Origin of the sequence: Psychromonas sp. MME2, from assembly GCF_040566515.1 — a bacterium.
Taxonomy (GTDB): Bacteria; Pseudomonadota; Gammaproteobacteria; order Enterobacterales; family Psychromonadaceae; genus Psychromonas.
Genome location: NZ_JBEWXI010000010.1, coordinates 14,778 through 28,166 on the forward strand (window position 1 = coordinate 14,778; position 13,389 = coordinate 28,166).

Annotated in this window: 14 protein-coding genes, 1 other RNA gene and 2 pseudogenes; 13 read left to right on the top strand and 4 right to left on the bottom strand. The window is 38.2% G+C overall.

Annotated elements, in window-relative coordinates:
- Positions 1-2: 2 nt before the first annotated feature.
- From AB1A03_RS08520 to AB1A03_RS08540, 5 genes are all read left to right on the top strand, one after another.
- The gene (locus AB1A03_RS08520) at positions 3-863 is read left to right on the top strand and encodes an IS3 family transposase (RefSeq protein WP_354624429.1); all 861 of its coding nucleotides are present in this window, start codon (positions 3-5) and stop codon (positions 861-863) included.
- Complete coding sequence (locus AB1A03_RS08525; protein WP_354624257.1) at positions 823-2,220, top strand: type I restriction endonuclease subunit R, EcoR124 family; 1,398 nt, start codon at positions 823-825, stop codon at positions 2,218-2,220. The genes AB1A03_RS08520 and AB1A03_RS08525 overlap by 41 nt, the downstream gene beginning before the upstream one ends.
- A 3-nt stretch (positions 2,221-2,223) precedes the next feature.
- Positions 2,224-2,874 (top strand): hypothetical protein, encoded by a 651-nt coding sequence (locus tag AB1A03_RS08530; RefSeq protein WP_354624258.1) that lies wholly within the window; start codon positions 2,224-2,226, stop codon positions 2,872-2,874.
- A 370-nt stretch (positions 2,875-3,244) separates the two neighbouring features.
- Positions 3,245-3,478, top strand: coding sequence for a hypothetical protein (locus tag AB1A03_RS08535; RefSeq protein ID WP_354624259.1), 234 nt, complete (start codon positions 3,245-3,247; stop codon positions 3,476-3,478).
- Positions 3,479-3,486: 8 nt separating this feature from the next.
- Positions 3,487-3,963, top strand: a complete 477-nt coding sequence (locus tag AB1A03_RS08540) for a hypothetical protein (protein WP_354624431.1) — start codon at positions 3,487-3,489, stop codon at positions 3,961-3,963.
- Positions 3,964-4,052: 89 nt separating this feature from the next.
- On the opposite strand, the gene AB1A03_RS08545 is transcribed toward AB1A03_RS08540, so the two are convergent.
- The 3 genes from AB1A03_RS08545 to smpB all read right to left on the bottom strand — a co-directional run bounded on the left by AB1A03_RS08545 (position 4,053) and on the right by smpB (position 6,371).
- Positions 4,053-5,279 (bottom strand): integrase domain-containing protein, encoded by a 1,227-nt coding sequence (locus AB1A03_RS08545; protein ID WP_354624260.1) that lies wholly within the window; start codon positions 5,277-5,279, stop codon positions 4,053-4,055.
- Between the two features lie 164 nt (positions 5,280-5,443).
- Positions 5,444-5,798, bottom strand: a transfer-messenger RNA (tmRNA) gene (gene ssrA / locus AB1A03_RS08550).
- Positions 5,799-5,891: 93 nt separating this feature from the next.
- Entirely contained in the window at positions 5,892-6,371 is a 480-nt protein-coding gene (gene smpB, locus AB1A03_RS08555; protein ID WP_354624261.1) for an SsrA-binding protein SmpB, read from the bottom strand.
- A gap of 138 nt (positions 6,372-6,509) precedes the next feature.
- Here smpB and AB1A03_RS08560 point away from each other — a divergent pair.
- Together AB1A03_RS08560 and AB1A03_RS08565 are read left to right on the top strand one after the other, a co-directional pair.
- Positions 6,510-6,946 (top strand): annotated as a pseudogene (locus AB1A03_RS08560) (SRPBCC family protein).
- Positions 6,933-7,244 carry an RnfH family protein gene (locus AB1A03_RS08565; RefSeq protein WP_354624262.1) on the top strand — a complete coding sequence of 104 codons (312 nt, stop codon included), beginning with the start codon at positions 6,933-6,935 and terminating at the stop codon, positions 7,242-7,244. The pseudogene AB1A03_RS08560 and the gene AB1A03_RS08565 overlap by 14 nt, the downstream one beginning before the upstream one ends.
- 70 nt (positions 7,245-7,314) lie before the next feature.
- On the opposite strand, the gene AB1A03_RS08570 is transcribed toward AB1A03_RS08565, so the two are convergent.
- Positions 7,315-7,761 (bottom strand): outer membrane protein assembly factor BamE, encoded by a 447-nt coding sequence (locus AB1A03_RS08570; protein WP_354624263.1) that lies wholly within the window; start codon positions 7,759-7,761, stop codon positions 7,315-7,317.
- A gap of 253 nt (positions 7,762-8,014) precedes the next feature.
- Between AB1A03_RS08570 and hemA the strand changes: the two genes are divergently transcribed.
- The 6 genes and pseudogenes from hemA (at position 8,015) to kdsA (ending at position 13,387) form a co-directional block, all read left to right on the top strand.
- Complete coding sequence (gene hemA, locus AB1A03_RS08575) at positions 8,015-9,274, top strand: glutamyl-tRNA reductase (protein WP_354624264.1); 1,260 nt, start codon at positions 8,015-8,017, stop codon at positions 9,272-9,274.
- 70 nt (positions 9,275-9,344) lie between these two features.
- Positions 9,345-10,437, top strand: a pseudogene (gene prfA / locus AB1A03_RS08580) (peptide chain release factor 1).
- Positions 10,438-11,277, top strand: a complete 840-nt coding sequence (gene prmC / locus AB1A03_RS08585) for a peptide chain release factor N(5)-glutamine methyltransferase (protein ID WP_354624265.1) — start codon at positions 10,438-10,440, stop codon at positions 11,275-11,277. It abuts the pseudogene before it with no gap.
- A 10-nt stretch (positions 11,278-11,287) separates the two neighbouring features.
- Positions 11,288-11,674, top strand: a complete 387-nt coding sequence (locus AB1A03_RS08590) for a SirB2 family protein (RefSeq protein ID WP_354624266.1) — start codon at positions 11,288-11,290, stop codon at positions 11,672-11,674.
- 3 nt (positions 11,675-11,677) lie between these two features.
- Positions 11,678-12,298, top strand: coding sequence for a transglutaminase family protein (locus AB1A03_RS08595; RefSeq protein WP_354624267.1), 621 nt, complete (start codon positions 11,678-11,680; stop codon positions 12,296-12,298).
- 243 nt (positions 12,299-12,541) lie between these two features.
- Positions 12,542-13,387, top strand: coding sequence for a 3-deoxy-8-phosphooctulonate synthase (gene kdsA, locus AB1A03_RS08600; RefSeq protein WP_354624268.1), 846 nt, complete (start codon positions 12,542-12,544; stop codon positions 13,385-13,387).
- Positions 13,388-13,389 lie beyond the last annotated feature (2 nt).

Here is a 13,389-nt window from a genome sequence, read left to right on the forward strand (position 1 = left end):
TTATTCAGCATCATAAAGAAGACTGGCCAATTAAAGTAATGTGTCGCGTCATGCAAGTAAGTTCAAGTGCGTTTTATGCTTGGCAAAATGCGCCTACTAAACCTTTTGATGCTTTGGGTTTTAATATAGACAGTGCGGTGCAAAATACCTTTAACAGTCACAAAATGACCTTGGGTAGTCGGCGCATGGTGACAGAGTTGGCAAAGCAAGACATTACGATTGGCCGTTACAAAGCCCGCTCAATGATGCGTAAATTAGGGCTTGTGGCTCGCTATCCCAAGAAATATAAAACGACAACTGATAGTAATCACAATAATCGAATTGAACCGAATAAATTAAATAGGAAATTCACTGTTGATGAGGCTAATCGTTATTGGACGACAGACATTACTTATATCGCTACGCATCAAGGGTTTATCTATTTGGCGATTGTCATGGACTTATATTCTCGCCGTATAGTGGGTTGGTCTATTGCAGACAATATGCGTACTGAACTATGCAGTTCAGCCCTTAACATGGCTTATTGGCAGAGAAAACCAGCATCGGGGTTAATGCATCATTCCGACAGGGGAAGCCAATATACCAGCGATGATTATAGGAAATTACTTAGCAGCATGAAAATGGATGTGAGCATGAGCGGTAAAGGGGAATGCTGGGACAATGCCCCTACAGAGCGATTTTTCCGCAGTTTAAAGCATGAGCAATTAAACTATGAAACATTCAAAACAAAGAAAGCAGCAGAGCTAAGCATTTTAGATTATCTTGCTTATTACAACGGTAAACGCCCACACTCGGTTAATGGGTATTTATCACCGATTCAATATGAAAATAAAGTCGCTAAGAAAGTGTCCGGTTTTTATTGACCATTACAGAACGCTGATTAAATATTACGACCTGTTTGAAAAGAAAAAACAAGCGGGTGAGCATAACCTGCGTATTGCGACCATATTCTCTTATGCTGCTAATGAGGAAGATCCAGACGCGAATGGCTTTTTAGATGAAGGTGAAGAGATTGAACTTGATAAAGTAGCGGAGCCGAAAGTAGCCTATAACTCAGCAGTACACAGCCATAGTCGAGACAAGTTAGAGCAGTTTATTGGCGACTATAACGCCATGTTCGAAACCAGTTACACCACCAAAGACAGTGAATCGTTTTATAACTATTACAACGATATCTCCAAAAAAGTACGCGAGCGTAAAATAGATATTCTGCTGGTGGTGAATATGTTCTTAACTGGTTTTGACAGTAAACCGCTCAACACGCTATATGTTGATAAAAACTTAAAGCACCATGGACTCATTCAAGCATTCTCGCGTACCAATCGCATTCTAAACGAGCAAAAGTCGCAGGGTAATATCATTAGCTTCCGCAACCTTAAAAAGGCCACAGACGATGCGCTGACGCTATTTTCAAATAAAGATGCGAAAGAGACGGTGATCATGCCGCCTTATGAAGACTTTGTTGGTTTATTTAATGAAGCGCTCGATAAAATGAAAAACATCGCACCCGATATTGAGAGTGTGGATGACCTGCGTGATGAAGAGCAAGAACTTGAGTTTGTAAAAGCGTTTCGTGAATTGATGCGCCTTAAAAACGTATTAAGCACCTTTGCGGATTTCGATTTTGATGATGTGGCGTTAGACGAGCAAGGCTTTGAAGATTACAAAAGTAAATACCTCGACCTATATGACAAGGTGAAAACCGATAACAGCAAAGAAAAGGTTTCCATCCTTGAAGAGGTTGATTTTGAGCTTGAGCTAATTCAGCGCGATGAGATAAACGTGCGTTACATTTTACAGTTATTAGCACAGTTAAAAGGCGCAGATAACGACAAAGAATACGAGTACCAATACAAAACCATTATGCAGTTATTGGGTGGTAGCCCAGAGCTACGCTCGAAGAAAGAACTGATTGAGCAGTTTATTGCAGAGAATCTCAACAACGTTGGCTCCTCAGATGAAGTAATGAACGTGTTTGATAGCTTCTGGGAAAAAGCCAAAGTCAAAGCGGTGGATGAGATATGCCAAGAAGAATCACTGGTTTCAGATAGCTTTAAAGCTTTAGTAGACAAGATGATATACACCAACGAAGAACCACTTCGTGAAGATATAGTCGCCACAATGGAAAAAGCCCCAAGTGTATTACAACGCAAAAAAGTAATACCAAGATTGACCGAAAAGTTAAAAGCGTTTGTTAGCACGTTTTATGATGGGATGTAGTAGATGTACAAAATTAAACGCACTGCAAGTGATGAAAAGGGCACATTTTACCAACTCTTTTATGGTGACTTGTTTATCCACTATGAGTATTGCCGATCTGCTTTAGTTAAAGTTATGGATTGTTTGCAATCAGGCGAGATACTGTATGACATTCTTAGCGAAGAATTTAAGGATAAAGAGCAGAACGTTATTAATAATACGACAGAAAAGTTAAATAAGGCGGCTAGTCTCTGCGATTTTCTCGAAGTAAATATTAAACAACTTAAGCAACAACTTGAATCATTGCAGGTCAAATATGACGACTTAAAGGCTCAGAAAGAACCTTTCATACCGAATATTAAACCGTCTGTTATCACAACTAAAAACAGAAGCTATGGTTTTCGACGTGATGATTTTAATCTACAAGAGGTTCGAGAGCTCTTGAAATATTGCCTTATCTTCAAAGTGAATAAGCTAAATGCCCACTGGAACGTAAATGACCTCATAACTGATAAAGATTGCTGGGATGAGTTTCCAATAATGAGGTCAATGAATACTCATTCAAATGGTTATACAACCCCTGGTATTAGAGAAAAATACTTTGCTGTTGTTTGTGATGTATTAAATATTGATGGCGATGGTGGTTCAAAGCTTGAAAAAGCGGAACATTATTAATTCAACTACTTTTACTTTACGTGATTAATACAAAAAGAATCTACTGAGTACATTGAATTTATAAAATGTACTCATAAGCCTGCAAAACAACGTAAACCTTTCATACCACCACTTACTTTTGTTTTTATTGAATATATTTATCATTTTTTTGTGCTACATAATATTATTTTATTTATTATTTCGAGTATGATTGGCCTTCAATGTTATGATTTAAAAGAATAAAATATATAACTATCCAATTTTCTCCGACTTGTAAAAAGTACCAGCTGTATTGCCACGTTAGTGTAAGAGGGCCATACCCAGGTTAATTCACAACGTGAAAGCCTTTTCTGTACGTTTTAAGGTGGGATTTAGCTGTTAAGGAATAGCGATGAGCACAAAATATCGGTTAGTGTATTTATGGGTAGAAAAATATAAAAATATTAAAGATGTTGAAATTAACTTTACATTAGATTATCAGTTTAAAAAAAATAAAAAAGACAAGGTAATTTCATTAGATAAGTCACATTTTGGTGAGTTGAGTGAGAAAGGAAGTAACCCTCTTGCTATCTTGATATATTTACAGCATTCATCGGTGAGAATGGGGCTGGAAAGTCGAACCTAATTGAATTAATTAGCTTTATTTATACAACAGGAAGATTTCCAGAGGGAATATTAGATTCCGGCGAAGATAGCTTTTGTATTATTGAGGAAAAAAAAGAAAGTAGTTGTTTTTTCTATCTTATATCACCTAATGGCGATAAGTATGCCGAACATTATGAGCATTCTGAAAATATCGCTTTTTCAAGTAAATTATCTAATTTCAATGAGTTTGGGAAAACGCTTTTATATCATCCTTTAAATGATTTAGCTGCAGGTACTTCGTCACATGTTATTTTTAATAGCGTTAAAATAGCAGCAAATCCTTTTAAAAAGCTAATTTCTGGTGTGAGTGATAGTAAGTTAGCCGAAAGGTTTTCTGAAAATAAACGTCAGTTAAGCACGTTAACTACTTTTAAACATATATCGGAAAATCCATATAGTCGTTTTGTTATATTGTTTAGTGAGTTCAAACATAAAATTCTAAATGATCAGTCGTTTAGTATCTAATGACTGGAAGTAAGATACAGTTTTCCTGATTATAGGTTAGTTAATAATCACTCAGTAAAACATAGAGTATTGAGCGATTATCATTACTGTTACGTAGCCTTGAGATCTCCAATAAATCCAGAGCCTTTAGATGCTCCACTAATAAAGTCACTCCACCATGACATAACTTCTTGTCGTCTTTTCAGGTAATCCGTTCTGTTGTAAGCATTTCTTACTTCATTTTTGTGAATATGTGATAAACAAGACTCAATAACATCACCATCAAAACCTTGCTCATTAAGTGCAGTACTCGCGAGTGAACGCATGCCATGAGCGACCAATCTGCCTTTAAAGCCCATTCGACCTAAAGCTACGTTTGCTGTTGACTCATTTGCGTGTTTACGAGGATTACGGTCTGCAGGGAATAAGAACTCTCTATGACCGCTTATTGGCTTGATATACTCCAATATTGAAATTGCTTGATCAGTTAATGGGATAACATGTTCTCTGTTCATCTTCATACGTTCTGCAGGAATAGTCCAAAGTCTTTTATCTATGTCAATCTCTTCCCACCTTGCACCTGCTGATTCATTTGGTCGGCACATTGTGTGCAGTTGCCATTCAATTAAGCAACGAGTGATTTGTTTGATGCTAGCTAGATTAAGTGCCTGCATAAGCTCTGGGAGTTCATTTGGCTTAAGCGTTGGCATATGCTTTTTCTTTGGTACTTCAAAAGCCTTGTTGATGCCAATTAATGGATTATCACTTACTAGGCCAGTATTAAGTGCAAACACCATGATTTCGTTAATACGCTGACATAATCGTCTAACAGTTTCCAAGCTTCCTTTAGCTGCAATAGGGCGGATCACATCAATCACTTTTGGAGCTGTTAGTTTATGTAACGGTACATTACCTAGTGTTGGAAATAGGTGAAGGTCAATTGAACGCCATACATCGATAGCATAGTCAGCAGAGACTTTGGTTTTCTTCACTTCAAACCATTTCTCAGCAATATGTTTAAGCGTATTGTTATTAGCAAGATCAGCCTGGCGTTTTTGTTCATCTCGCTCATCTTTAGGATTCAAGCCTTTGGCAAGTAACTCTTTAGCTGATTCTCGTAATTTTCTTGCATCAGCTAATGAAACGGCTGGGTACGCACCAAAGCCCATTAATGCAGGTTTTTTGGTATAGGGATTGGTGTATCGCAATTGCCAAAGTTTAGAACCGTTAGGCTTTACTCTAAATTGAAGACCGCCACCATCAGCCAATAGATAGACTTTATCTTTGGGTTTAGCCTGCTTAACTTCAGTGTTTGTAAGTGGGGATACTCTAGCCATAAGTAATACCAATTAGTTGAATTAGGTGCTGGTATTATTAATAGTATTACTATTTTGCGTAGATGTCACGGGACCCTAATGGACCTTACAGGCATAAAAAAACCCGCAAAACCTTGTTTTAATAGGCTTTGCGGGTCTTTAATGGTCTTTAAAAGACCTGTAGGTGGTGGAGATGGGGGGAGTCGAACCCCCGTCCGAAAAGCCTACGTCCTCGGTACTACATGCTTAGTCCATCTTTTAGTTAACTCTCGACACTCCGACAGACAGGATTGCAAAGAGCGAGTCCGATACTATTTCGCGGTTCACCCTCGAACAAGGTTCCCTCGCTATCCAAATGTGAATGACCTTCCGAATCCCTGCCCATAGGAGAAACGTGGGTGGAAGGCTAGCTAGCCTAAGCTGCTAGAGCGTAGTTATCGTCGTTTGCAACTATAACTTTGACGGCTTTTTACGAGGCCAGCCGCCACCTCGGCATGCACCTAGGGTTTCAAGAATCTCGTCGAGTCCTAAATCATCCCCAGTACTTTATTAGACAACGTCTAATGAAATTAGTTTAACAAAGCAAACACAATCAAGATAGTATTATCTTTATTTAATTAGCTAATCGGTTGTTTATCGAACACTGTGTTTCATTGTACGTGCTTTTTCTAGCTGCCATTCTCTGCTTTTAACGTCAGCACGTTTATCATGGTCTTGTTTACCTTTGGCTAAGGCAAAGGATATTTTAACCCATGCTTTTTTCCAGTATAAAGAGATAGGTATAATGGAGTAACCTTGCCGCTCTACTTTACCGACTAAATTATCTAGTTCTCTTCTTTTTAGTAATAATTTTCGGTAACGCATAGGTTCACAAACTACGTGTGAAGAGGCTGCATTTAAAGGGGGAATAGTTGAATTTAATAGCCATGCTTCCCCATTTTTAAGGAAAATATAGCTATCGGCAATATTCGCTTTACCTGCTCGTAACGATTTTACTTCCCAACCTTGTAATTCAATGCCCGCTTCAAAGCGTTCTTCAAGATGGTACTCATGACTTGCACGTTTATTGCGTGCAATCGTATTGTCTGTGTTTTTTGATTTTTTATTTTTCATAGACTCACATTATAAAGTTAGTTTTCAAAAATGCTATTTCAATTATCTAATAATAGAAAAAATAATAAACATTTATGGATATATTTTTCTTGCCAGTAGGATAGTGTAATATGTTGTTTTTAATACGGGGAAATATGGATGGCAGAAGTATCGCGTAGCGCGTTAGTTATGTACAGCGCAGATGAAATGTATCAATTAGTGAATGATGTTGTTGCTTACCCTGAATTTTTACCGGGTTGTGTCGCTGCGAATATATTATCATCGAATACGCAGGCGATGCGTGCCTCTGTGAAAGTTTCTAAAGCGGGGATTAGTCAGTCATTTACGACAGAAAATCGCTTGGTTGAGAATAAATCGATAGAGATGAATCTTGTCGATGGCCCATTTAAGTGTTTGACGGGGGGTGGACTTTTACTCCTTTAGATGAGCAAGCCTGTAAGGTCAATTTAGATTTGCAATTTGAGTTTAGTAGTAAGGTCGTTGAATTTGCATTTGGTCGTGTATTTAATGATTTAGTGGCTTCTATGGTTAAATCTTTTTCTGCTAGAGCGAAGGTGGTGTATGGAGTTAGGTAATAACATGCGAAATGACATGATTGATATTGAAGTCGTTTATGGTTTGCCCAATAAGCAAGTTTTATTATCTTTGCCTGTGCCCGTTGGCAGTACTATCGAAGAGTGCATAAAGTTATCCGCGATTAATAAGCATTTTCCTGAAATTACTCTTAGAGAAGCTAAAGTTGGCATTTTTAGCCGTCTGGAAAGTTTGTCAACGCAAGTTAAGCAGGGGGATTGTATTGAAATTTATCGTCCTTTGATTGCTGATCCAAAGGAAATGCGTAAATTACGAGCGGCTAAGATGGGGAAAAAATAACCCTTTGTCGCAGTTAGGAACAGATACAAATTATAAATGATAATTCGTATCTGTTTTTGTTCTTTTACTTCTATTCTAAAATAGCTGGCACACCACTATCTGAGATAGAGTTTTGATCATCATTGGCGCTTTCTGCCGCAGCATTCGGTGCTTTTTTGTGTTTTGGATTGTTAATTAGTGGGTTATCCGCTATTTTTCCGCTGCTGTCTATATGTTCAAGAATGCGATTGTTAAAGGTAAACACAACTTGTTCTTGCTGAATATCTTCGCCACCCGGTTTGATATAACGAATGTAATACCATTTTGATGAATCAAATTGGTCGACTAACATCGGAGAGCCGAGTAAAAAAATAATTTGCTCCTGGGTCATTCCCAATTCGACTTGAGCCAGTTTTTCATCATCAATATAATTTCCTTGGGTTACATCGATTTGATAAACAAAGGTATTGTAAACATAGGTGCACCCGGTGAGTGAAAAGAGTAAAAAGAAGCAAGTAATAATATTTTTGATAGGCATGATTTAGTAACAACTTAATTCAAATGGTGGATAAAATAGAAAGCCGATAATACCCAAGGTCTGCATCGTTGTAAAAATATAAAGCGAGATATTTGTTAATTCTGTTCCGTTTGTTCACAGTTAAAGGAAATAAATCTGTAAAGATTGTTTTAATTTCTCTTGGTTGCATCGTTTTCTTTAAATATGCCATAAATTTCCGTAGAATTCCCTGTTTTATAATTCGTCGTTTTTACTTGCTCTGTGAATCTACTGAATGTCTCTATTTGCGTTAGGAATTAATCATCAAACTGCCCCTGTCTCATTGCGTGAAAAAATTGCTTTTTCACCTGAACGGTTGGTGGATGCTTATCAACAATTGCTAGCGTTAGATTCAATTAAAGAAGCGGTTATTATTTCAACCTGTAATAGAACGGAAATTTATTGTTATCTTAATGGCGATCTCGCTCTGCAGGTAACCGAGTGGCTCTGTTCTTATCATCAAGTTGAGCATGCTCAACTAGTTGCAAGTTTGTATTGTTATCAAGATGATCGCGCTGTACAGCATCTTTTTCGTGTCGCCTGTGGACTCGACTCATTAGTGCTTGGGGAACCGCAAATTCTTGGGCAAATAAAGCAAGCCTTTGCAACGGCGAGCCACATGGGAGCCGTGAAAAAAATCATTAATAAGTGGTTTCATTATACCTTTACTGTCGCCAAGCGAGTCAGAACAGAAACGCAAATTGGTGCCAATGCTATTTCGGTCGCTTTTGCTGCCGTACGATTGGCACAACAAATTTTTAGTGATTTATCCAAAAGTCGGGTTTTATTAATCGGGGCTGGTGAAACGATTGAGTTAGTTGGGAAATATTTAATCGATCACAATGTGCCTAATATTACCATTGCTAATCGTACACTATCGCGAGCAACAAATTTAGTTGAACAGTTTGCTGCAAAAGCGATTACCTTGGGAGAAATACCGAACCACTTAGCTGAAGCGGATATTGTTATCTCTTCAACCGCTAGTCCTCTTCCTATTATTGGTAAAGGTATGGTGGAAAGTGCGTTAAAAAAGCGCCGTTATCAACCTATGTTGTTTATTGATATAGCCGTTCCTCGCGATATCGAGTTTGAAGTGGCTGAATTACGCGACGTTTATCTTTACAGTGTCGATGATTTACACGGTATTATTGAGGAAAATAAACAGGCACGCCAAGAGGCAGCTATTGAAGCTGAAAAAATAATCGATGCGAGTATTGTTGAATTTAGTCACTGGCTAGAATCATTAAAGGCTGTAGAGAGTATTCGCTGCTATCGTCGTAACAGTGAACAATTGCGAGATCAACTATTAGCTCGTGCTCAGCTTGCCTTGCTTAATGGTGGAGATCCCGCACAATTATTAAATGAATTGGCCTATAAGCTAACCAATAAATTGATACATCATCCGAGTCAGGCATTAACAAAAGTTAGCCAGTCGGGTGATGATGACGAATTACAATTACTACGTGTAGCACTTGGTTTAATTGCACCGGAATAGTGGCATTATCGTTACTAAGCTAGCTGTTACAGAGACTGGCAAATAAAATTACATAATATAAGAGAAAAATATGAAAGCATCAATAATCACCAAATTAGAAGGGTTGGTTGAACGTTATGAGGAGGTACAAGCCTTATTGGGTGACGCCGATACGATTAACGATCAAAACAAATATCGTGAATTAACGAAAGAGTATTCCCAGTTAGAAGTGGTTGTTAACTCTTTTAAAGCATATCAAGGGGCCGTTGAAGACCTTGAAGCCGCTGAGTTAATGATTAATGATGATGATGCCGATATGCGCGAGATGGCAAAAGAGGAAGTTAAAGAAGCTAAATCTGCGCTGGAGCGATTAGCTGCTGAATTGCAAATATTACTGCTGCCAAAAGATCCCAATGATGATCGTAATTGTTATATTGAAATTAGAGCCGGCGCCGGGGGGGATGAGGCGGCAATTTTTGCGGGTAATCTATTTCGTATGTACAGCAAATACATTGATATGAAAGGTTGGCGTATTGAGGTGATGAATAGCAATGTCAGTGAGCAAGGTGGTTTTAAAGAGCTGATTGCTAAAATTGATGGCGAAGGCGCTTACGGAATCATGAAGTTTGAATCTGGTGGTCATCGTGTACAGCGTGTTCCTGAAACCGAATCGCAAGGACGTATCCATACGTCTGCCTGTACTGTGGTGGTGATGCCTGAAATTCCAGAAGCTGAAGCTATCTCAATAAACCCTGCCGATTTAAAAATAGATACTTTCCGCGCATCGGGTGCGGGTGGTCAGCACGTTAATAAAACGGATTCTGCTATTCGTATTACCCATTTGCCAACGGGAACGGTAGTAGAGTGTCAGGATCAACGGTCGCAACATAAAAATAGAGCGCAGGCAATGTCTGTGTTGCAAGCTCGTTTACAACAAGCTGAAGATGAAAAAAACAGTGCTGAAGAGCAAACTATTCGTCGCAGTCTTGTTGCAAGCGGTGACCGTAGTGAACGTATTCGCACTTATAATTATCCGCAAGGACGTGTTAGTGATCACCGTATCAATTTGACTTTATATCGCTTAAACGAAATATTAGAGGGTGATTTAGATGCCTTATTGCAACCAATTTTGCAAAGAAGATCAGGCAGATAAACTGGCTGCATTGTCACAGGGGGCATTTTAATTGCGTATCGATGATGCATTGATATGGGCGCAATATACATTAGTGAATAGCGACACGCCTTTGTTAGATGCACAGGTGCTGTTAGCTTTTGTTCTTGGTAAGGAGACCGTTTATTTACTAACATGGCCTGAGCGTGATTTAACGCGTGAGCAAAAAGAGCAATTTGAAACATTAATTAGCCAACGTGTTAATGGTGTACCCGTTGCTCATTTAACGGGCATTCGTGAATTTTGGTCTTTGCCACTGATGGTGAATAATAGTACTTTGATCCCTCGCCCTGATACAGAGGTGCTCGTTGAATCAGTATTAGCGGAATATGCGATAGAGGCAAAAATCCGCATATTAGATTTGGGCACCGGGACGGGAGCTATCATTTTAGCCTTGGCGAGTGAATTGCCTAAAGCGAGTTGTTTTGGTGTTGACTTTAGTGCTGACGCGGTTAATTTGGCGAAACAAAATGCGCAGCAGTTAGCTATCAATAATGTGCAATTTCAGAAGAGTGATTGGTTTAAAAATGTCACTGGAAAATTTGACGTTATTGTTAGTAACCCCCCCTATATAGATGCACAAGATAGACATCTACAAAAGGGGGATGTGCGTTTTGAGCCATTATCCGCATTGGTGGCTGATAATCATGGCTTAGCCGATATTCAAAGGATAGCTGAACAAGCGCCCGATTATCTAAATGATGGCGGCTATTTATTTATAGAGCATGGATATGATCAAGCTAATGCAGTTACCGCTATGTTAACAAAATTAGCTTATTCACAAATACGTACCGTGAAAGATTACGGTGATAATGACCGTATTACGGTGGCTGTTTTTAGCAAAAAACAATAATGAGAGAGTTATGTATAACATTTTAAAACATACCCATTTTACTTTTATATTACTAGCAGTGGTGCTATTTATTCTTAATTTTTACTGGTTGAAATCGGGCCATAAAAATTCACAAAAACCGATATTCAAGAAAATGCTATTGCATACACATCTCGCGATTTTAGTGTTAGGTTTATGTTTAATGGGTTATTTACATATTAATCCATTGGCAGAATCTAGTTATTGGTTACTTGAAAAAATAGTAGCATTTGCGGCTTACCTATTATTAGTTTCTGTGGCATTAAATGATAAAAAGCGAGCAGGTATGCAATATCTTGCTTTTATAGGGGCATTTGGTTGGCTGTTCTGTATAGCTGGCTTGGCATTTGGTAAACAAGCAATTATATTGGTTGGATAGAAAGTGAATATTGAGCTTAATAATAAAAATAACTATGCTGTTATTAATGAACAGTTTGATTTTGATAGTTGTTCTTTAATTGATGCAGCGATGATGGTTGAGTCTGAACTGACGGGTGTTCCCATAAAAAAATGCCAAGATGAATTAACGCTGCAACATATAGTAATTAAGTCTAAACTTTCTACTTATCAGGCTGTCGATAAAGATAAGTTACAAGCATTCTTGGAAATAATTTATAAGCAGCAAGCATTTACTGGTGATTGGCAATCATTTTTTGATGTGAAAAATGCACTCATTTCAAAGGTTTTATCGCGTCGCAAAGGTATTCCTATTAGTTTAGGGATCATACTATTAGATTTATTAGCGCATTGTGACTTCGAGGTGCAGGGGATTTGTTTCCCGAGTGGTTTTTTAATTCGTATTTGTCTTGACGATGAACTCCTCTATCTTGACCCCTTTACCGGAGAGTTACAATCCTGGGAAATGTTAGAGCTAAAACTGCGTGGGCAATTGGGCAATCATGCGCGATTAACCTTAGATTTATTAAAGCCAGATAGTAACAAAAGTATTTTAATGCGCTTAATTAATGTGACAAAGCAGCCTATATTCAAGCTGATATGTTGAATTTAGCGCTTTTATGTAGCGATATTTTACTACGTATGGAACCCAATGATGCCTACGAGGTTCGCGATTGAGGCTTTCTGTTTCAACAGTTAGATTGTTACAATTTGGCGAGTACTGATTTTCAATATTTTATAGAGCAATTTCCAGAAGATCCGCTTGCTGCGCTTTTAAAACAGCAGATAAAAAAAATGCAATTCGATCAACAGATGCAAGTGATCCACTAAACCGATAAGTGAGCAAACAATGAAACAAAAAATAGTAAAAGTTGCCAATATTGACGTCTCCAATGACACTCCATTTGTCTTATTTGGTGGCATGAATGTTTTAGAGTCCCGCGACTTGGCGATGAAAATGGTTGAAACCTATGTTGAAGTGACATCTAAGTTAAATATACCTTATGTTTTTAAAGCTTCCTTTGATAAAGCCAATCGTTCTTCTATTCATAGTTTTCGAGGCCCTGGTTTAGAAGAGGGGATACGTATCTTTGAAGAGATTAAAAAAACGTTTAATGTGCCTATTATTACTGATGTACATGAACCATACCAAGCAAAACCCGTTGCTGAAGTGGTTGATGTTATTCAATTACCTGCATTTTTAAGTCGTCAAACCGACCTGGTACAAGCAATGGCTGAAACAAATGCGGTTATTAATGTCAAAAAAGCACAATTTTTGGCGCCACATGAAATGCAGCATATTATTACCAAATTTAATGAAGCCGGTAATGATAAGATCATTTTGTGTGAACGTGGTAGTTGTTTTGGCTACAATAACCTAGTTGTTGATATGCTTGGTTTTAGTACTATGAAAGAAACTGGTTACCCGGTTATTTTTGATGTCACACACTCATTACAGAAACCGGGTGCTCGAACGGATAGTGCTGATGGTCGACGTAGTCAAGTTGTACAACTTGGTTTAGCTGGGATGTCACAGGGCATTGCAGGACTATTTTTAGAGTCTCATCCAGATCCTAGTAATGCAAAATGTGATGGCCCCTGTGCATTGCCTTTGGATAAATTAATGCCATTCCTTTCGCAAATGAAACAGATGGATGAATTGGCGAAAAGTTTAGATGTTATCGTTACTGAATAGGT

Excerpts from the sequence above, each read along its gene's own strand:
- AB1A03_RS08525 (WP_354624257.1), top strand. The coding sequence starts at position 823 with ATGAAAATAAAGTCGCTAAGAAAGTGTCCGGTTTTTATTGACCATTAC.
- AB1A03_RS08530 (WP_354624258.1), top strand. The coding sequence starts at position 2,224 with ATGTACAAAATTAAACGCACTGCAAGTGATGAAAAGGGCACATTTTAC.
- AB1A03_RS08535 (WP_354624259.1), top strand. The coding sequence starts at position 3,245 with ATGAGCACAAAATATCGGTTAGTGTATTTATGGGTAGAAAAATATAAA.
- AB1A03_RS08545 (WP_354624260.1), bottom strand. The coding sequence starts at position 5,279 with ATGGCTAGAGTATCCCCACTTACAAACACTGAAGTTAAGCAGGCTAAA.
- smpB (WP_354624261.1), bottom strand. The coding sequence starts at position 6,371 with ATGAAAAATAAAAAATCAAAAAACACAGACAATACGATTGCACGCAAT.
- AB1A03_RS08565 (WP_354624262.1), top strand. The coding sequence starts at position 6,933 with ATGGAGTTAGGTAATAACATGCGAAATGACATGATTGATATTGAAGTC.
- AB1A03_RS08570 (WP_354624263.1), bottom strand. The coding sequence starts at position 7,761 with ATGCCTATCAAAAATATTATTACTTGCTTCTTTTTACTCTTTTCACTC.
- hemA (WP_354624264.1), top strand. The coding sequence starts at position 8,015 with ATGTCTCTATTTGCGTTAGGAATTAATCATCAAACTGCCCCTGTCTCA.
- AB1A03_RS08590 (WP_354624266.1), top strand. The coding sequence starts at position 11,288 with ATGTATAACATTTTAAAACATACCCATTTTACTTTTATATTACTAGCA.
- kdsA (WP_354624268.1), top strand. The coding sequence starts at position 12,542 with ATGAAACAAAAAATAGTAAAAGTTGCCAATATTGACGTCTCCAATGAC.